20 protein-coding genes are annotated in these 16,832 nt (G+C 75.0%); 6 read left to right on the plus strand and 14 right to left on the minus strand.

The window, feature by feature from the left end; genetic code table 11:
• Window positions 1–50 precede the first annotated feature (50 nt).
• Window positions 51–1,253 (plus strand): class I SAM-dependent methyltransferase, encoded by a 1,203-nt coding sequence (locus WA788_RS17090; protein ID WP_335978183.1) that lies wholly within the window; start codon window positions 51–53, stop codon window positions 1,251–1,253.
• Here the strand turns inward: WA788_RS17090 and WA788_RS17095 are convergent.
• Genes WA788_RS17095 through tsaB form a run of 4 tightly spaced genes read right to left on the minus strand, consistent with a single transcriptional unit; the run spans window position 1,243 to window position 3,857 of the window.
• Window positions 1,243–1,503, minus strand: a complete 261-nt coding sequence (locus WA788_RS17095; protein WP_335978185.1) for a hypothetical protein — start codon at window positions 1,501–1,503, stop codon at window positions 1,243–1,245. The two genes, WA788_RS17090 and WA788_RS17095, sit on opposite strands and share 11 nt — an antisense overlap.
• Entirely contained in the window at window positions 1,500–2,645 is a 1,146-nt protein-coding gene (tsaD, locus tag WA788_RS17100; RefSeq protein WP_335978186.1) for a tRNA (adenosine(37)-N6)-threonylcarbamoyltransferase complex transferase subunit TsaD, read from the minus strand. Before tsaD ends, WA788_RS17095 begins: the two co-directional genes overlap by 4 nt.
• 7 nt (window positions 2,646–2,652) lie before the next feature.
• Window positions 2,653–3,144 (minus strand): ribosomal protein S18-alanine N-acetyltransferase, encoded by a 492-nt coding sequence (rimI, locus tag WA788_RS17105; RefSeq protein WP_335978527.1) that lies wholly within the window; start codon window positions 3,142–3,144, stop codon window positions 2,653–2,655.
• Between the two features lie 47 nt (window positions 3,145–3,191).
• Window positions 3,192–3,857: a tRNA (adenosine(37)-N6)-threonylcarbamoyltransferase complex dimerization subunit type 1 TsaB gene (gene tsaB / locus WA788_RS17110; protein ID WP_335978187.1), complete on the minus strand. Its 666-nt coding sequence runs from the start codon at window positions 3,855–3,857 to the stop codon at window positions 3,192–3,194.
• Between the two features lie 99 nt (window positions 3,858–3,956).
• Here tsaB and WA788_RS17115 point away from each other — a divergent pair, with 99 nt between their 5' ends.
• The gene (locus WA788_RS17115) at window positions 3,957–4,523 is read left to right on the plus strand and encodes a hypothetical protein (RefSeq protein WP_335978188.1); all 567 of its coding nucleotides are present in this window, start codon (window positions 3,957–3,959) and stop codon (window positions 4,521–4,523) included.
• 25 nt (window positions 4,524–4,548) lie between these two features.
• Here WA788_RS17115 and WA788_RS17120 read toward each other — a convergent pair whose 3' ends face one another.
• From WA788_RS17120 to alr, 4 genes are all read right to left on the minus strand, one after another.
• A complete protein-coding gene (locus WA788_RS17120; RefSeq protein WP_335978190.1) occupies window positions 4,549–4,767 on the minus strand; it encodes a hypothetical protein in 219 nt (72 codons plus the stop codon).
• Between the two features lie 219 nt (window positions 4,768–4,986).
• Window positions 4,987–5,589, minus strand: a complete 603-nt coding sequence (gene tsaE, locus WA788_RS17125) for a tRNA (adenosine(37)-N6)-threonylcarbamoyltransferase complex ATPase subunit type 1 TsaE (RefSeq protein ID WP_335978192.1) — start codon at window positions 5,587–5,589, stop codon at window positions 4,987–4,989.
• A gap of 11 nt (window positions 5,590–5,600) precedes the next feature.
• Window positions 5,601–6,848, minus strand: a complete 1,248-nt coding sequence (locus tag WA788_RS17130; RefSeq protein WP_335978194.1) for an alpha/beta fold hydrolase — start codon at window positions 6,846–6,848, stop codon at window positions 5,601–5,603.
• A 116-nt stretch (window positions 6,849–6,964) separates the two neighbouring features.
• Window positions 6,965–8,122, minus strand: a complete 1,158-nt coding sequence (alr, locus tag WA788_RS17135) for an alanine racemase (protein ID WP_335978196.1) — start codon at window positions 8,120–8,122, stop codon at window positions 6,965–6,967.
• A 251-nt stretch (window positions 8,123–8,373) separates the two neighbouring features.
• Here alr and WA788_RS17140 point away from each other — a divergent pair, with 251 nt between their 5' ends.
• On the plus strand, window positions 8,374–8,547 hold the full coding sequence (locus tag WA788_RS17140) for a hypothetical protein (protein ID WP_335978197.1): 174 nt from the start codon (window positions 8,374–8,376) through the stop codon (window positions 8,545–8,547).
• A gap of 209 nt (window positions 8,548–8,756) precedes the next feature.
• On the opposite strand, the gene WA788_RS17145 is transcribed toward WA788_RS17140, so the two are convergent.
• The gene (locus tag WA788_RS17145) at window positions 8,757–10,196 is read right to left on the minus strand and encodes an NAD(P)H-hydrate dehydratase (protein ID WP_335978199.1); all 1,440 of its coding nucleotides are present in this window, start codon (window positions 10,194–10,196) and stop codon (window positions 8,757–8,759) included.
• Between the two features lie 111 nt (window positions 10,197–10,307).
• Between WA788_RS17145 and WA788_RS17150 the strand changes: the two genes are divergently transcribed.
• The gene (locus tag WA788_RS17150) at window positions 10,308–10,565 is read left to right on the plus strand and encodes a type II toxin-antitoxin system Phd/YefM family antitoxin (protein ID WP_335978201.1); all 258 of its coding nucleotides are present in this window, start codon (window positions 10,308–10,310) and stop codon (window positions 10,563–10,565) included.
• Window positions 10,562–10,822, plus strand: a complete 261-nt coding sequence (locus WA788_RS17155) for a Txe/YoeB family addiction module toxin (RefSeq protein WP_335978203.1) — start codon at window positions 10,562–10,564, stop codon at window positions 10,820–10,822. The genes WA788_RS17150 and WA788_RS17155 overlap by 4 nt, the downstream gene beginning before the upstream one ends.
• 2 nt (window positions 10,823–10,824) lie before the next feature.
• Here WA788_RS17155 and WA788_RS17160 read toward each other — a convergent pair whose 3' ends face one another.
• Window positions 10,825–11,193 (minus strand): holo-ACP synthase, encoded by a 369-nt coding sequence (locus WA788_RS17160; protein ID WP_335978206.1) that lies wholly within the window; start codon window positions 11,191–11,193, stop codon window positions 10,825–10,827.
• 98 nt (window positions 11,194–11,291) lie between these two features.
• Here WA788_RS17160 and coaA point away from each other — a divergent pair, with 98 nt between their 5' ends.
• On the plus strand, window positions 11,292–12,269 hold the full coding sequence (coaA, locus tag WA788_RS17165; protein ID WP_335978207.1) for a type I pantothenate kinase: 978 nt from the start codon (window positions 11,292–11,294) through the stop codon (window positions 12,267–12,269).
• Window positions 12,270–12,343: 74 nt separating this feature from the next.
• Here coaA and glmM read toward each other — a convergent pair whose 3' ends face one another.
• From glmM to WA788_RS17185, 4 genes are all read right to left on the minus strand, one after another.
• A complete protein-coding gene (gene glmM / locus WA788_RS17170) occupies window positions 12,344–13,702 on the minus strand; it encodes a phosphoglucosamine mutase (RefSeq protein WP_335978208.1) in 1,359 nt (452 codons plus the stop codon).
• 189 nt (window positions 13,703–13,891) lie between these two features.
• The gene (gene rpsI, locus WA788_RS17175; protein WP_202235538.1) at window positions 13,892–14,407 is read right to left on the minus strand and encodes a 30S ribosomal protein S9; all 516 of its coding nucleotides are present in this window, start codon (window positions 14,405–14,407) and stop codon (window positions 13,892–13,894) included.
• 39 nt (window positions 14,408–14,446) lie between these two features.
• Window positions 14,447–14,890, minus strand: coding sequence for a 50S ribosomal protein L13 (rplM, locus tag WA788_RS17180; protein WP_103886886.1), 444 nt, complete (start codon window positions 14,888–14,890; stop codon window positions 14,447–14,449).
• A gap of 297 nt (window positions 14,891–15,187) precedes the next feature.
• Entirely contained in the window at window positions 15,188–16,810 is a 1,623-nt protein-coding gene (locus WA788_RS17185) for an ABC-F family ATP-binding cassette domain-containing protein (protein WP_335978210.1), read from the minus strand.
• Window positions 16,811–16,832: the final 22 nt, after the last annotated feature.

Here is a 16,832-nt window from a genome sequence, read left to right on the forward strand (position 1 = left end):
TCGGCGACCGGCGGCGCCCGCGCGCCGGGGCCGCCGCGGCAGCGCGCACAATGGGGCGGGTGACACCCGAGGACCTCGATGCCCTGCTCGCACCCGAAGGGCAGGAACTGCTGCGCGAGTTGCGCGACCACGACCCGGCCGACGAGCTGGCCGCGGCCACCCGGCTGCGGCGCACCCACCCGCCGGAGCTGGTCTCCGCGGCGCTCGGACAGGCCCGGCTGCGGCAGCGCGCCGCCGCGAAGTTCGCCGCCGATGACGCCGCGCGGATGTACTTCACGCCCAACGGCGTCGAGCAGGCCACCCGCGCCGCCGTCGCCGCCCACCGGGCCGCCCGCTTCCGCGCGTTGGGCGTGCGGCGGCTGGCCGACCTGTGCGGCGGCATCGGCGGCGACGCGGTCGCGCTGGCCCGCGCGGGCATCGAGGTGCTCGCGGTCGACCGGGACCCGCTCACCTGCGCGGTCGCCCGGGCCAACGCGCGGGCGCTGGGCCTGGCCGACCGGATCGAGGTGCGCTGCGCGGACGTGGCGGACGCGGACACCGCCGGCTGCGACGCGGTGTTCGTGGACCCGGCGCGCCGTTCGGGGCGGGGCCGCACCTTCGACCCGGAGGCGTACTCCCCGCCGCTGTCCTGGGCGCTGGCCGCGGCCCGCACGGTGCCGTACGCGGCGGTGAAGGTGGCGCCCGGGGTGCCGCACGAGGCGGTGCCCGCCGACGCGGAGGCGGAGTGGGTCTCGGACCGGGGCGAGGTGAAGGAGGCGGCGCTGTGGTTCGGCACCGGGCCCGGCACCGTACGCGCCACGCTGCTGCCGGGCGGGGCGGAGCTGACCGCGCCCGGCCCGCCGCCGGCCCCGCCGGTGCGGCCGGTGGGGCGGTACCTGTACGAGCCGGACGGCGCGGTCATCCGCGCGCACCTGGTCGCCCTGGTGGCGAGCGAGGTGGGCGGCGGGCTGATCGACCCGACCATCGCCTACGTCACCGGCGACGACCCGCACCCGACGCCGTACGCGGCCGCGTACGAGATCCGGGACGCGCTGCCCTTCGGCCTCAAGCGGCTCAAGGCGCTGCTGCGCGAACGCGAGGTGGGGCGGCTGACGGTGAAGAAGCGCGGGTTCGCCATGGAGCCGGAGGAGGTACGGCGCCGGGTGCGGCCGCAGGGGCCGCACGAGGCGACGGTGTTCCTGACCCGGGTGGCGGGCGAGCCGGCGATGCTGATCGGCGCGCCGGCGGCGTGGGACGGGCGGCTCAGGGCCTGACCGCGACCGACACGAACCGCCAGCGGTGCACCTGGCGGCGGACCAGTTCCGGCGGCGGGTCCGGCAGTTCGGGCAGCTCGGCGCCGTAAGGCGCGTCCCACCAGCTGATGACGAGCACCCGGTCGCCGGGCGCGGTCAGGTACTCCACCCGCTGGGGCTGCCCGGCCAGCTCCTGCTGCCGTGCCCAGTCAAGGAGTTCGGCGCCGCGCTCGTCGGCCGCGGCCGCCTCCCACATCAGCGTGACGGTCATCCGTACAGGTTGTCCTTGCTCAACTCGTGCACATGGTCGTGGTCATGGGCGTGGCTGTGGGTGTGGCCGTGCTCGGGGCCGTGATCGGGGCCGTGGGTGTGGCCGGGCACCGAGATCTCGGTGACCGGCAGCGAGGAGTCCGCGGGCAGGTCGAGCGTGGAGGCCGAGCGGCCGCGGGCGACCATCTCGGCGCCGAGCGCGGCGACCATCGCGCCGTTGTCCGTGCACAGCCCGGGGCGGGGCACCCGCAGCCGGATGCCCGCGTCCTCGCAGCGCTGCTGGGCGAGCGCGCGCAGCCGGGAGTTGGCCGCCACTCCCCCGCCGATCATCAGGTGGTCGACGCCGTTGTCCTTGCAGGCGCGGACGGCCTTGCGGGTCAGCACGTCGACCACGGCCTCCTGGAAGGACGCCGCCACGTCGGCGACCGGCACGTCCTGGCCGTCCCGGCGGCGGGCCTCGACCCAGCGGGCGACGGCGGTCTTCAGGCCGGAGAAGGAGAAGTCGTAGCGCGGGTCGCGGCCGCCGGTCAGGCCGCGCGGGAAGGCGATCGCCCGCGGGTCGCCGTCGCGGGCGTAGCGGTCGATCACCGGGCCGCCGGGGAAGCCGAGCCCGAGCACCCGGGCGACCTTGTCGAACGCCTCACCGGCCGCGTCGTCGATGGTCGCGCCGAGCGGGCGGACGTCGCTGGTGATGTCGGGGGCCAGCAGCAGCGAGGAGTGGCCGCCGGAGACCAGCAGCGCCATCGTCGGCTCGGGCAGCGCGCCGTGTTCGAGCTGGTCGACGCAGATGTGCGAGGCGAGGTGGTTGACGCCGTACAGCGGCTTGCCGAGCGCGTACGCGTACGCCTTGGCGGCCGAGACGCCGACCAGCAGCGCACCGGCCAGGCCCGGGCCCGCGGTGACGGCGATGCCGTCCAGGTCGCGGGCGCTGACCCCGGCCTCCTTCAGGGCGCGCTGGACGGTCGGGACCATCGCCTCCAGGTGCGCGCGGCTGGCTACTTCGGGCACCACGCCGCCGTACCGGGCGTGCTCGTCGACGCTGGAGGCGACGGCGTCGGCGAGCAGGGTGTGACCGCGGACGACGCCGACGCCGGTCTCGTCGCAGGAGGTCTCGATCCCCAGGACCAGGGGTTCGTCTGCCATTACTTCCTCAGATCCTCGGTTCCTCAAGGTCAACGGCGAAGGTGCGCGCCGGGTCGGACAGCCGCATCACGAGCGCGTCCACGTTGCCGGGCTGGTAGTAGCCGCGGCGCACGCCGATGGGCTCGAAGCCGAAGCGCTGGTAGAGGCGCTGGGCGCGGGGGTTGTCCACCCGCACCTCCAGCAGGACCTCGTGGCACTCGGCGGCGGTCGCCGCGCGCAGCAGTTCGGTCAGCAGGCGGCCGCCGAGGCCGCTGCCCCACTGGTCGCGGGCGGTGGCGATGGTCTGCACGTCGCCGGTGCCGGCCACGGCCGCGAAGCCGGCGTAGCCGACGATCCGCGGGGCGGGCCCGTCCTGCTGCTCGGCGACGAGGTAGGTGCGGGTGGCGGCCGGGTGCCGGGCGTCGGCGAGTTCGGACCAGAACATGCCGCGCGACCAGGCGTCCTCGGGGAAGAGGTCCTGTTCGAGGGCGGTCACGGCGTCCAGGTCCCACCAGCGCATGGCCCGCAGGGTGGCGCCGCCCGCGGGGGCCGCGCCGGTGTGCTCGGTCACTTCGGCAGGACCGCCTTGTAGCCGGCCGGCACCTGGGCGTCGGGGCGGCGCAGGTACAGCGGCCGGGCGGGCCCGAACTCCTCGCCCGCGGCCAGCCGGTGGGCGGCGAGCGCGGCGAGCGCGCCGGCCGACTGGTGCGCCGGGTCGGGGCGGTGGTCGGTGAAGACCTCCGGGTAGAGCGCGGCGCCCGCGCCGACCGCGGGCAGGCCGGCGACTGCGGCGGCGATGTCGGCCGGGCGGTCCACGGCGGGCTCGCCGGCGCGGTGCAGCGGGCCGTCGTAGCGCGCCCAGTAGACCTCCTTGCGGCGGGCGTCGGTGGCCACCGCGAACGGGCCGTCGAGCCCGGCCTCGCCGGCCGCCCAGGCCAGCCCGTCGAGCGTGCAGACGCCGTGCACGGGCACGCCGAGCGCGTCGCCGAAGGACGCGGCGGTGACCAGGCCCACCCGCAGCCCGGTGTACGGGCCGGGGCCGGTGCCGACCACGACGCCGGTGACGTCGGCGAGGGCGCGGCCGGCGGCGGCCAGCACCCGGTCGACGGCGGGCACCAGCAGTTCGCCGTGCCGGCGCGCGTCGATCACGGTGGACTCGGCGAGCACCTGCTCCCCGTCGTGCAGGGCGGCGGTCACGGCGGGTGTGGCGGTGTCGAAGGCAAGCAGCAGCACGCCCCAAGCCTACGGCGCGCGGGCGGCGCGGCGGGGCGCCAGGGGCGCAGCCGGCCTGACTGCTACGTTCAATTCAGACAAAAGCCTTATTCGGTATATATGACAGCCGGTGCGGCGGTGGGCCGACCCGGCGGGAGGACGGCGGCCGTGGTGCGGATCGGTTCGGGGGTCGCGGTGGCCGGGTTCCTCGCGACGGCGATCGCGGTGGTGGGGGTGCTCACGGCGGCCGCGGTGGACGCGCCGCCCCGCCACCCCGCGGGCGGCGCGCACGGGGGCGCGAGCGGCACGCCCGCCCCGCCGGCCACGGCGTCCGGCTCCCCCGCGTCCGCCGCGCCGACCGCGCTCCCCTCCGCCGGCGGGCACGGCGCCCGGGTCGTCTACAGCCTCGGCCGGCACCGGGTGTGGCTGGTCGACGCGCGGGGCGGGGTGCTGCGTACCTACGAAGTGCGCGCGGGCCGGATCGCCCCGGCGCGCGGCACGCACCGCGTCTTCGCCCGCGAGCGCGGGCAGGTCGTGCTCTTCGCATCCACCGATGGAGTGAACGTCGGATTCGCGCCCGCCGCGGGCGCGGGGGCCTCCGGCGCCGTGATCCGCGAGGCGCCCGACGACGCGGCCGCGCTCTGGCAGCACGCGCCCACGGGCTCCCTCGTGGCCGTGGTGCCGTAATCCCCGGCCGCAGGGAGGGCGGCCCTTACGCCGTACGGTGCTCCGGGTGCTCCGGGGCCGTGCGCCGCTCCTCGTCGCCGGAGGGCGGGGTGGAGACCGTACGGGCGGCCGCGCAGGCCACGAGGAGGTCCCGCACCGAGGGCACCGCGCAGGCGGGCTCGGGGCCGGCCCCGGCGGCACCGGGTTCCACCGGCCCGGCGGGCGCGTCGGCTGTGTCGGGCGCTGCGGGTGTTTCGGGCGCCATGGGCGTTTCGGGTCCTGCGGGCACCACGGGCTCCGCGGGCGCCGTCGGTGCCGGAGCCTGTGCGGCGGCGTCGCCGTGGGACGTCATGCGCGCCTCCCCGGGGAGAGAAGTTAGGCAACCCTAAGAGGGTGGCCGCTACCAGCACACCACGGCCACCCGCTCCCGCGCAACATCTTCCCGACAGAGTGTCGGCGCGAACCTCCGGCCCGCGCGGGCCGCTCAGAGGACCAGCGGCGCCAGGTCCTGACCGGCCCAGCGCGGCCCGATCCCGATCACGGTCACCTCACGCGTGTCGTCGCCCTCCGCCGGCTCCGCTCCGGCCGCGGCTCCCTCCGTACCGTGTGCGCCGCCCTTCGCGTGGCCGCGCTCCTCGCCGAGCGTGCGGCCGATCACCACCTGGAGCCGCGCGTCGGACAGGTCCTCGACCTTGCCCTCGCCCCACTCCACCACCACCACGGACTCCGGCAGCGAGACGTCGAGGTCCAGGTCCTCCATCTCGTCCAGCCCGCCGCCCAGCCGGTAGGCGTCCACGTGGACCAGCGCGGGACCGCCGGTGAGCGAGGGGTGCACCCGGGCGATGACGAACGTCGGCGAGGTCACCGCCCCGCGCACGCCGAGCGCCTCGCCCAGTCCCCGGGTGAGCGTGGTCTTGCCCGCGCCCAGCTCGCCGGTGAGCAGCACCAGGTCGCCGGGAAGCAGCAGCGCGGCGAGCCGTCTGCCCAGCTCACGCATGTCTTCCGCGGTGTGTACGGTGATCCGGACCGCGTGCGCGTCCTCGGCGGTGCCCGCGCCCGCGGGATAAGGGTCGTGCGGATTGCCCATGGTGGCGAATGCTACGCGTCGAGCGCGGCCGTCAGCTCGCGCAGCCGCGGCGGTACGGGCACGCGCGCGCCCTCCGCGGCCCGGGCGACCAGTGCCGCCAGCGCCGGCCCGACCAGCTCGGGCCGCTCGAACAGCACCAGGTGGCCGGCGCCGGGCACCACCACCAGCTCGGCGGCCGGCAGCTGCGCCGCCATCTCCGCGCTGTGCGCGCTCGGCAGCAGCAGGTCCGCGCTCCCGGCCAGCACCAGCGCGGGCAGGCCGTCGAACGCGGCCAGCGCCTCGCTCTTCTCGTGTGCGGTGAACGCCGGGTAGAACTCGGCCACCACATCGATCGGGGTGGCCTCGATCAGCCGCTCGGCGAACCGGGCCACGGCCGGGTCGACGTCCTTCGAACCGAAGCTGTAGCGCTTGATGACGCCCCCGAACAGCTCGGCGGTGGCCCGCCGGCCGCGCTCCACCAGCTCCGCCTGCCGGCCCATCACCCGCAGCAGCCCGGGCGCGACCGCGCGGAACGCCCGCGCCCCGACCGCGGGCAGCCCGAGCGTGTCCGCGGCGAGCTTGCCCGACGCGGTGGAGATCAGCGCGACCCCGGCGACGCGCTCGCGGACGTACCGCGGGTACTGGTCGGCGAAGGCCATCACCGTCATGCCGCCCATGGAGTGCCCGACCAGCACCACCGGGCCCTCCGGCGCCACCGCGTCCAGCACCGCCTTCAGGTCGCGGCCCAACTGGTCGATGGTGGCGGGCTCCCCCGCGAGCTGGTCCCGGCCGCGCTCGCTGCGGCCGTGGCTGCGCTGGTCCCAGTAGACCGAGCGCACCACGCCGCGCAGCAGCGCCCGCTGGAAGTGCCAGGAGTCCTGGCTGAGGCAGTAGCCGTGGGAGAAGACCACGGTGAGCGGCGGCCGCGGCCCGGCCGCACCGGCGCCCTTGCCCGCCTCCGGCCCCGGGTCCGCGCCGCGCCCGCGCAGCCAGCCGCGCCTGGCGGCCCGCGGCGGGCGCACCGGCTCCGGCTCGGTCTCGGACCGCGGCGCGGGCGCCGCCTCGTCGACCTCGTAGTACAGCTCGGTGCCGTCCTCGGCGACGGCGATGCCGGGGGTGCCGCGCAGGCTGCCGTACGGGCCGGCGGCGTCGAGGGCGAGCTGTGCGCGGCGGCGCACCCCGCGGCCCACGGTGGCCCGCTCGATCGCCACGCCCGCGGCCGCGCCCGCCGCCACCACGCCGATCGCGGCACCGACCAGCCCGGCCCGCTCCCACTTCATCCCCGCTCCCTCCGCCATCGGTCAGCCGCTCCGGCCGTACGGTCCCCGCGGGCGGCCGCGCACCGGCGCGGCAGGGACGAGGACACAGGCGCGGGCGCGGACGGGGGCGCAGGTGCTCATGCCGACTCGCCGACGTACAGCCGCGGCACCCGGGCGCCGATCCGGGTGACGATCTCGTAGGCGATGGTGCCGCAGGCGCGCGCCCAGTCCTCGGCGGTCGGCTCGCCCGCGTCGCCCGGGCCGAAGAGCACCGCCTCGTCGCCCGGCGCCGCGCTGTCACCGCCGAGGTCCACCACGAACTGGTCCATCGCCACCCGTCCCGCCACCGTGCGCCATTTGCCGGCCACCAGCACCGGGCCGGTGCCCGACGCGTGTCGCGGCACACCGTCTGCATACCCCAGGGGCACCAGCGCAAGCGTGGTCTCACCCGGGGTGACGTAGCGATGGCCGTAGCTGACGCCGTGCCCGCCGGGGACGCGCTTGACCGAGGCGAGCCGGGCGGCCAGCGTCATCACCGGGCGCAGCCCGAAGTCCGCGGGGGCGCCGAGCTGGGGCACCGGGGAGATGCCGTACATCGCGACGCCGGGCCGCACCAGATCGAAGTGGGCCTCGGGGAGGGTGAGGGTGCCGGGCGAGTTCGCCAGGTGCCGCACCTCCGGGTCGAGCCCGGCGTCCGCGGCCTGGGCCAGCGCGGTGCGGAACGCGGCGAGTTCGCGGGCGATCGAGGGGTGGTCGGGTTCGTCGGCGCAGGAGAAGTGCGACCACACCCCGGTGACGCGGATGGTGCCCTCGCGCTCCGCGGCGCGGGCGGCGCGGGTCAGGTCCGGCCAGTCCGCGGGTTGCGCGCCGTTGCGGCCCAGCCCGGTGTCGATCTTCAGCTGGACGCGGGCGGTGCGCTGGGCCGCGCGGGCCGCGGCGACCACCTCGTCCAGGGCCCAACGGGCGCTGACCGTCACGTCGATGTCGGCCTCGACGCACTCCTGCCAGGGCCCGCCGGGGGTCCACAGCCAGCACAGGACGCGGCCGGTGAGGCCGGCCGCGCGCAGGGCCAGCGCTTCCTGCGGGGTGGCCGCGCCCAGCCACTGCGCGCCCGCCTGCTGTGCGGCGCGCGCGCACGCCACCATGCCGTGGCCGTACGCGTCGGCCTTCACCACCGCCATGAACGCGGCGGTGGGCGCGTGCGCGCGCAAGGTCGCGACGTTCGAGCGGAGCGCGGCGAGGTCGATCAGGGCGGTGGCGCGCAGCGCGGGGGGGAGGGGCGAGGGGGTGGGCATGGTGGCAGGTCCTTGCGGGTCCTTGCAGGGGGCTTTTTGCGGGGGCGGGTTCGGGTCGGTTCGGTTTCGTCTGTAAGTGTCGCAGGCTGCGGGCTCGGGGGCCTGGACCTGGTCGGTGCGAGGGTTTGTGGCTGGCCGGGGGGCGGCGACCCGCCGGTACGGTTCCGCGTTCGTCGCCGGCTGCCCGACGTCTGTGGAGTACGGCAACCCGCCGCTACGGTTCCGCGATCGTCGCCGGCTGCCCGACGTCTGTGGAGTACGGCAACCCGCCGCTACGGCTGCGCGTTCGTCGCCGACAGCTCGCCGCTGGGCGGCTGGGCGCGCAGTTCCCCGCGCCCCCGAAGGGCACCCTCCGCCCCGCCAGGGCGGCAACCCGCCGCTACGGTTCCGCGTTCGTCGCCGACAGCTCGCCGCTGGCCGGCTGAGCGCGCAGTTCCCCGCGCCCCCGAACGGCACCCTCCGCCCGCCAGGGCGGCAACCCGCCGCTACGGCTGCGCGTTCGTCGCCGACAGCTCGCCGGTGGCCGGCTGGGCGCGCAGTTCCCCGCGCCCCCGAAGGGCACCCTCCGCCGCTACGGTTCGCCGGAGGTCGCCGCGACCCCGAAGGGCACCCTCTGGGCAGTTTGCCGTGATGTTCAGGGGAGGAGGTTGTGCCAGGCGGAGGGGAGGGAGTCGGCGAGGTCGAGGGCGGTGAGGGGGGTGGGGGTGAGGCGGGCGGAGAGGCCGTGGAGGTAGGCACCGAGGGAGGCGGCGTCCTGGGGGGCGAGGCCGGCGGCGAGAAGGGAGCCGGTGAGGCCGGAGAGGACGTCGCCGCTGCCGGCGGTGGCGAGCCAGGCGGTGCCGGTGGGGTTGACGCGGACCGGGCGGACCGGGTCGGGGTCGGCGACGAGGGTCGTGGAGCCCTTGAGGAGCACGGTCGCCCCGAAGCGCGCGGCCAACTCCCGTACGGCGTGCAGCCGGCGCCCCTCGACGTCCTCGCGGGCCCATCCGAGCAGCGCGGCCGCCTCACCGGCGTGCGGGGTCAGCACGGTGGCCGCCGTACGCCGCTTGACCGCCTCGGGGGTGAGCAGGCGCAGCCCGTCGGCGTCCACGAGGATCGGCACGTCCGAGGCCAGCGCGTCGTCCACCGCGGTGCGCGCGTCCGAGGTGTCGCCGAGCCCGGGCCCGACCACCCACGCCTGCACCCGCCCCGCGGAGCGCGGCGAACCGGGTGAGACCAGCGTCTCGGGGTGCCGGGCCAGCACCGCGGTGCCGCCGGGCCCGGCGTACCGCACCGCGCCCGCGCCGCCGCGCAGCGCCCCGGACACCGCGAGCACCGCCGCGCCCGGGTACCGCTCGGAGCCGGCGGCCACTCCGACGACGCCCCGCCGGTACTTGTCGCTCTCCCCGGTCGGCCGCGGCAGCAGCGCCGCGGCGTCGGCGTGCTGGAGCGCTTCGAGTTCGGGCGCCCCGAGGTCGCCGCCGAGGCCGATGTCCACCAGCCGCAGCGCCCCCGCGTACTGCGCCGCCGGGTCGATCAGCAGCGCGGGCTTGTACGTGCCGAACGTGACGGTCGCGTCCGCGCGGACCGCCGGGCCGTGCACCTCGCCGGTGTCGGCGTCCACCCCGCTGGGCAGGTCCACGGCGAGCACCGCGGCCGGACCGTCCGCCGCGGCCGCCGCCAGTTCGGCCGCCTGCGGGCGCAGACCGCCCCGGCCGCCGATGCCGGTGACGCCGTCCAGCACCAGGTCCGCGCGCGCGACGACCCGCGCGCCCTCCTCCGCGGCGGCCACCCGGCCGCCGGCCGACCGGAACGCCGACAGGCCCTCGGCGTACGCCCGTTCCGGGGTCAGCAGCACCGCCGTCGCCGCCGCGCCCCGGCGCAGCAGCCGGGCCGCCGCGAAGAGCGCGTCCCCGCCGTTGGCGCCGCTGCCGACCAGCACCGCCAGCCGCGCGCCGTACACCCGCCCGAGCAGGTCCGCGCCCGCGCCGGCCAGCCCGGCTGCCGCCCGCTGCATCAGCGCGCCCTCCGGCACCCGCGCCATCAGCGCCGCCTCGGCCCGCCGCACGCTCTCCACACTGTGCCCGTACCTCATCAGCAACCTTCCCCTCGGCGCCCCACCCGAGCCTACGGACCCGTCCAACTCCTCGCCACGCCACCCCGGGCCGCGCGTGTTGTACAATTTTCCGTACAAGAAGGAGGTGCCATGAAGACTATGACGTACTCCGAGTCTCGTGCCCGGTACGCCGAGGTGCTGGACTCGGTGAACAGCGACCGCGAAGAGGTCGTCATCACTCGCGCCGGCCACGACCCGGTGGTGATCATCTCGCTGGACGAGTACGAATCACTTCGCGAGACCGCGTACCTGCTCCGCAGCCCGGCCAATGCGCGCCGACTCCTCGCGTCGATCGACCGGCTGGAGAGCGGCGCCGGCGCCCCCCGTGAACTGGTCGACGACGAGTGAAGATCGTCTTCGACGATGCGCCCTGGGACGACTACGTCTGGTGGCAGACCCAGGACCGCAAAGTGCTCAAGCGCATCAACGCCTTGATCAAGGACATCGAGCGCAACGGCAATGAGGGCATCGGCAAGCCGGAGCCGCTGAAGCACGGCTTCCAGGGCTACTGGTCCCGCCGCATCACCGACGAACACCGCCTCGTCTACAAGGTGGTCGAGGACGAGATCCGGATCGCCGCCTGCCGTTACCACTACGAGGGTTGACCTCAGCTCTCGGCGATGACCACCGCGGAGGCGATGCCGGCGTCGTGGGAGAGGGAGACGTGCCAGCTGCGGACGCCGAGGGCCGCGGCGCGGGCGGCGACGGTGCCCTGGACGGCGAGGTGGGGCTGTCCGGTGGGCGACGTGGTGATCTCGGCGTCGAGCCACTGGAGGCCGGCGGGAGCGCCGAGCGCCTTGGCCAGGGCCTCCTTCGCCGCGAAGCGGGCCGCCAGGGAGGCGGAGCCGCGGGGCGCGCCGGAGGGCAGCAGCAGCTCGGCGGGGGTGAACAGGCGCGCGGCCATCGACGGGGTGCGCGCGAGGGCCGCCTCGAAGCGCTCGATCTCGGCGACGTCGATGCCGACCCCGACGATCATGCCGCGCCCGCCGTCGCAGCGGTGTGCTCGTCCTGCGGTGGGTGGGCGTCCATGGGGGTCAGCTTAGAGGCGCCCGGCGCGCGCTGGACAATGTTCCGGTGCCGACCACGCCGCCGCCCGCCGCCGCCACGAGTCCCTACGTCGACCTGACCCGCGCCCAGTGGAGCGCCCTGCGCGACCGCACCCCGCTGCCGCTCACCGCCGAGGAGGTGGAGCGGCTGCGCGGGCTCGGCGACGTCGTCGACCTGGAGGAGGTCGAGGACGTCTACCTGCCGCTGTCCCGCCTGCTGAACCTGTACATCGCCGCGCACAGCGGGCTGCGCGGCGCGCTCAACACCTTCCTCGGGTCGGCCGCGGGCCGGGCCGGCGCCCAGCCCGGCACGCCGTTCGTGATCGGCGTCGCCGGCAGCGTCGCGGTCGGCAAGTCCACCACCGCCCGGGTGCTGCGCGAACTGCTCGCCCGCTGGCCGGAGCACCCGAAGGTCGAACTGGTCACCACCGACGGGTTCCTGCTGCCCAACGCCGAGTTGGAGCGGCGCGGGCTGATGGCCCGCAAGGGCTTCCCCGAGTCCTACGACCGCCGTGCGCTGGTCCGCTTCGTCGCCGACGTGAAGTCCGGCCGCCCCGAGGTGACCGCGCCGGTCTACTCGCACCTCAGCTACGACATCGTGCCCGGCGAGCGGCTGACCGTGCGCCGCCCGGACATCCTGATCGTCGAGGGGCTCAACGTCCTCCAGCCCGCCCTGCCCGGCACGGACGGCCGCACCCGGATCGGCCTCGCCGACCACTTCGACTTCAGCGTGTACGTCGACGCGCGCACCGAGGACATCGAGCAGTGGTACCTCGGCCGGTTCCGCAAGCTGCGCGACACCGCCTTCCAGGACCCGGACTCCTACTTCCGCAAGTACACCCAGGTGCCCGAGGACGAGGCGCTGGCCTACGCCCGCATGGTCTGGCGGACGGTCAACCTGCCCAACCTGGAGGAGAACGTGCTGCCCACCCGCGGCCGAGCCACGCTGGTGCTGCGCAAGGGCGCCGGGCACAAGGTGCAGCGGCTGCGGCTGCGCAAGCTCTGAGGGCCGGCCGCCCGGTACGAAGGCGCCGGGCGCGGCGCGGGGCCCGTACGGCCGCCGCGCCGCGCCCGCCGTCCTCAGCCCAGCGTCGCCTTGACCAGGTCGGCCAGCCGCCCGGCCACCGTGCGCGCGTGGTCGATGTCGGCGGCCTCGACCATCACTCTCACCAGCGGCTCGGTGCCCGAGGGGCGCAGCAGCACCCGGCCGGTGGCGCCGAGTTCGGCCTCGGCCTGGCTGACGGCCACCGCCAGTTCGGGGGTGCGCGGCATCCGCTCCTTGTCCACGTCGGGCACGTTGACCAGCACCTGCGGCAGCCGCCGCATGACGCCGGCCAGGTCCGCGAGCGGCCGGCCGGTGGCCGCGACCCGGGCGGCCAGCAGCAGCCCGGTCAGGGTGCCGTCCCCGGTGGTGGCGTGGTCCAGCACGATGACATGCCCGGACTGCTCGCCGCCGAGCGCGTAGCCGTGCTCCTTCATCGACTCCAGGACGTAGCGGTCGCCGACCGCGGTCTGCACCAGGTTGATGCCCTCGCGCTCCATCGCCAGCTTGAAGCCGAGGTTGGACATGACCGTGGCGACGACGGTGTTCTCCCGCAGCGCGCCCTGCTCGCGCAGCGCCAGCGCCAGCACCGCGAGGATCTGGTCGCCGTCGATCTCCTCGCCGGAGGCGTCCACGGCCAGGCAGCGGTCGGCGTCGCCGTCGTGCGCGATGCCCAGGTCCGCGCCGTGCTCGACCACGGCGGCCTTGAGCAGGTCCAGGTGGGTGGAGCCGCAGCCGTCGTTGATGTTGAGGCCGTCGGGCTGGGCGCCGATGGTGACGACCTCGGCGCCGGCCCGGGAGAACGCCTCGGGCGACACCCGGGAGGCGGCGCCGTGCGCCTCGTCGAGGACGATCTTCAGGCCGTCCAGCCGGTTGGGCAGCACCGCGACGAGGTGGGCGACGTACCGGTCGAAGCCCTCGTCGTAGTCCCGGACCCGGCCGACGCCGGCGCCGGTCGGGCGCACCCAGGGGGCGCCGGTGCGGTGCTCCTCGTAGACCGCCTCGATCCGGTCCTCCAGCTCGTCGTCGAGCTTGTGGCCGCCGCGGGCGAGGAACTTGACGCCGTTGTCCGGCATCGCGTTGTGGCTGGCGGAGAGCATCACGCCGAGGTCGGCGCCCAGCGCGCCGGTGAGATACGCCACCGCGGGAGTGGGCAGCACACCGACGCGCAGGACGTCCACGCCCGCGCTGGCCAGGCCCGCCACCACGGCGGCCTCCAAAAACTCGCCCGAGGCCCGTGGATCGCGCCCGACCACGGCCACCGGCCGGTGCCCGGCGAAGCTGCCCGCCTCGGCCAGTACGTGTGCCGCCGCGACCGACAGGCCGAGCGCCAGCTCCGCGGTCAGGTCGACGTTGGCGATGCCCCGCACCCCGTCGGTGCCGAAGAGTCGTCCCACAGTGTTTCCTCCGATGCGATGCGGCGGCTCTGCTTGCGTGTGCCACGAACCTGCCGGGTCGTACAAGCACACATATACGCCCCTAGCTCATCATGCGAACGCCCCGGAGGCACCGATGTGCCTCCGGGGCGTTGCGTCGCGCGTCGAGCGGGGGTGGGGGCGGACCGCCCGGCTCCCCCGCCGGGACGACTAGCGCTTGCTGAACTGCGGCGCCTTGCGCGCCTTCTTCAGACCGGCCTTCTTCCGCTCGACCGCGCGGTCGTCACGGGTGAGGAAGCCGGCCTTCTTGAGCGGGCCGCGGTTGTTGTCGACGTCCGCCTCGTTGAGCGCACGGGCGACACCCAGGCGCAGCGCACCGGCCTGGCCGGAGATGCCGCCGCCGGAGATACGGGCGACGACGTCGTAACGACCGTCGAGCTCCAGCACCTTGAACGGCTCGTTGACTTCCTGCTGGTGCACCTTGTTGGGGAAGTAGCCCTCGAGGGTGCGGCCGTTGATCTTCCACTTGCCGCTGCCGGGGATGATCCGGACGCGGGCGATGGAGCGCTTGCGGCGGCCGGTGCCGGCGGCCGGCTGCGGGTCGCCGAAGCGGGAGGCCAGGGACTCGGAGGTGTACTCACCCTCGACGGCCTCGGACTCGAAGGTCGTGATCTCGTCGTAGGACTCTTCGCCCTCGACGGGGGTCTCGGCGGTGGTCTCAGCCACGATTCTCCTCAGGTTCTTTCTGGTAGCAGGTGGCCGGGACTACTGCGCGACCTGGGTGATCTCGAACGGCACCGGCTGCTGCGCAGCGTGCGGGTGCTGGTCGCCCGAGTAGACCTTCAGCTTGGTGAGCATCTGGCGGCCCAGGGTGTTCTTGGGGAGCATGCCCTTGACGGCCTTCTCGACGGCCTTCTCCGGGCTCTTGGCCAGCAGCTCGTCGTAGCGCACGGAGCGCAGACCGCCGGGGTACCCGGAGTGGCGGTAGGCCATCTTCTGGGTCTTCTTGTTCCCGGACAGGTGCACCTTGTCGGCGTTGATGATGATGACGAAGTCACCGGTGTCGACGTGGGGCGCGTAGATGGGCTTGTGCTTGCCCCGCAGGAGGGTCGCGGCCTGGGTGGCCAGGCGACCCAGGACGACGTCCTGCGCGTCGATGACATGCCACTGGCGCTGAACGTCGCCGGGCTTGGGGCTGTACGTACGCACGGTCGTTAGCCTTCGCTATCTTCGGTGAGTTGGTCCTGACAAGGCCACCCGGCGATCACGACAGCCCTGGTGGCACAAGGGGACGCAACCCATGGGCCTACCGCTGGTCATCGGCCCGGTGGACCGGCGTAAGGGCCTCTCACGTGAGATAGAGCAAGCCAATACGCATAACGACATCGCAGAATACCCGGGTGGTCCCTGCCGGGTCAAAACGCGTCCCTCCGGGGGTGCGGACGGACCCTCCGGGGCCGGCCGTCCCGCCGGTTGCGGGACCTTGCGGCCCGCGCCGGCCGACGGTCAGCGGGGCCTTTCGACACGGCGCTCGTCCCACACGGGGGCCGGGGTCTCGCGGACCAGGCCGTCGGAGCCGAAGACGAGGTAGCGGTCGAAGCTGCGGGCGAACCAGCGGTCGTGGGTGACCGCGAGGACCGTGCCGTCGTAGGCCTCCAGACCGTCCTGGAGGGCCTCCGCGCTCTCCAGGTCGAGGTTGTCCGTCGGCTCGTCCAGCAGCAGCGCGGTGGTGCCCTGGAGTTCCATCAGCAGGATCTGGAAGCGGGCCTGCTGCCCGCCGGAGAGCTTGTCGAAGGTCTGGTCGCCCTGCCGCTCCAGTTCGTACCGCCGCAGCACCGACATCGCCCGGCCGCGGTCGCGGGAGTGCTCGGCCCACAGGATGTCCACCAGGGTGCGGCCGGCCAGCTCGGGGTGGGCGTGGGTCTGCGCGAAGTGCCCGGGCACCACCCGGGCGCCCAGCTTGTACGTCCCGCTGTGCGCGACCGAGGAGTCCCCAGCCAGCAGCCGCAGGAAGTGCGACTTGCCCGAACCGTTGGACCCCAGCACCGCGACCCGCTCGCCGTAGAACACCTCCAGGTCGAACGGCCGCATCAGGCCGGTCAGTTCGAGCTGCTCGCAGGTGACCGCCCGCACCCCGGTCCGGCCGCCCTGCAACCGCATCCGGATGTCCTGCTCGCGCGGCGGCTCCTGGGGCGCCCCCGCCTCCTCGAACCGCCGCAGCCGGGTCTGCGCCGCGTGGTAGCGCGAGGCCATGTCCGGGCTGTTGGCCGCCTGCTGCCGCAGCCGCAGCACCATCGCCCTGAGCTTGGCGTGCTCCTCGTCCCAGCGGCGGCGCAGCTCCTCGAACCGCGCGAAGCGCTCCTTGCGGGCCTCGTGGAAGGTGTCGAACCCGCCGCCGTGCACCCACGCGGTGGACCCGGCAGGACCGGTCTCCACACTGACGATCTTCTCCGCGGTGCGCGACAGCAGCTCGCGGTCGTGGCTGACGAACAGCACCGTCTTGCGGGTCAGCGCGATCTGCTCCTCCAGCCAGCGCTTGCCCGGCACGTCCAGGTAGTTGTCCGGCTCGTCCAGCAGCAGCACCTCGTCCGGGCCGCGCAGCAGCGCCTCCAGCACCAGCCGCTTCTGCTCGCCGCCCGAGAGCGTCTTCACCTCGCGCCACTGCGCCCGGTCGTACGGCACCCCGAGCGCGGCCATGGTGCACATGTCCCACAGCGTCTCCGCCTCATAGCCGCGCGCCTCGGCCCACTCGCTCAGCGCCGTGGCGTACGCCATCTGCGCCGGCTCGTCGTCCTGCGCCATGATCGCCAGCTCGGCGGCGTCGACGGCCTTGGCCGCGGCCTGGATACGGGGGTGCGCCACCGACACCAGCAGGTCGCGCACGGTGCGGTCGTCGCGGACGCTGCCCACGAACTGGCGCATCACGCCGAGGCCGCCGCTGACGGTGACACCGCCGCCGTGCGGTTTCAGCTCGCCGGAGATCAGCCGCAGCAGTGTGGTCTTGCCCGCTCCGTTCGGCCCCACCAGGGCCACCGCGGCGCCCTCCCCGACCCGGAACGAGACGTCGCCGAGCAGCGCCCGTCCGTCCGGGAGGTAGTACTCGATGTGCGCGGCTTCGACGTGACCCATGGTCCGGATTCTCCCTGTCCCT

It is taken from the genome of Streptomyces sp. CA2R106 (assembly GCF_037034245.1).
GTDB lineage: Bacteria > Actinomycetota > Actinomycetes > Streptomycetales > Streptomycetaceae > Actinacidiphila.

Excerpts from the sequence above, each read along its gene's own strand:
- tsaD (WP_335978186.1), bottom strand. The coding sequence starts at position 2,645 with ATGGCAGACGAACCCCTGGTCCTGGGGATCGAGACCTCCTGCGACGAG.
- WA788_RS17185 (WP_335978210.1), bottom strand. The coding sequence starts at position 16,810 with ATGGGTCACGTCGAAGCCGCGCACATCGAGTACTACCTCCCGGACGGA.
- WA788_RS17115 (WP_335978188.1), top strand. The coding sequence starts at position 3,957 with ATGACAGCCGGTGCGGCGGTGGGCCGACCCGGCGGGAGGACGGCGGCC.
- tsaE (WP_335978192.1), bottom strand. The coding sequence starts at position 5,589 with ATGGGCAATCCGCACGACCCTTATCCCGCGGGCGCGGGCACCGCCGAG.
- alr (WP_335978196.1), bottom strand. The coding sequence starts at position 8,122 with ATGCCCACCCCCTCGCCCCTCCCCCCCGCGCTGCGCGCCACCGCCCTG.
- WA788_RS17150 (WP_335978201.1), top strand. The coding sequence starts at position 10,308 with ATGAAGACTATGACGTACTCCGAGTCTCGTGCCCGGTACGCCGAGGTG.
- WA788_RS17130 (WP_335978194.1), bottom strand. The coding sequence starts at position 6,848 with ATGAAGTGGGAGCGGGCCGGGCTGGTCGGTGCCGCGATCGGCGTGGTG.
- WA788_RS17120 (WP_335978190.1), bottom strand. The coding sequence starts at position 4,767 with ATGGCGCCCGAAACACCCGCAGCGCCCGACACAGCCGACGCGCCCGCC.
- WA788_RS17145 (WP_335978199.1), bottom strand. The coding sequence starts at position 10,196 with ATGAGGTACGGGCACAGTGTGGAGAGCGTGCGGCGGGCCGAGGCGGCG.
- WA788_RS17090 (WP_335978183.1), top strand. The coding sequence starts at position 51 with ATGGGGCGGGTGACACCCGAGGACCTCGATGCCCTGCTCGCACCCGAA.
- rimI (WP_335978527.1), bottom strand. The coding sequence starts at position 3,144 with ATGCGCTGGTGGGACCTGGACGCCGTGACCGCCCTCGAACAGGACCTC.
- WA788_RS17095 (WP_335978185.1), bottom strand. The coding sequence starts at position 1,503 with ATGACCGTCACGCTGATGTGGGAGGCGGCCGCGGCCGACGAGCGCGGC.
- WA788_RS17160 (WP_335978206.1), bottom strand. The coding sequence starts at position 11,193 with ATGATCGTCGGGGTCGGCATCGACGTCGCCGAGATCGAGCGCTTCGAG.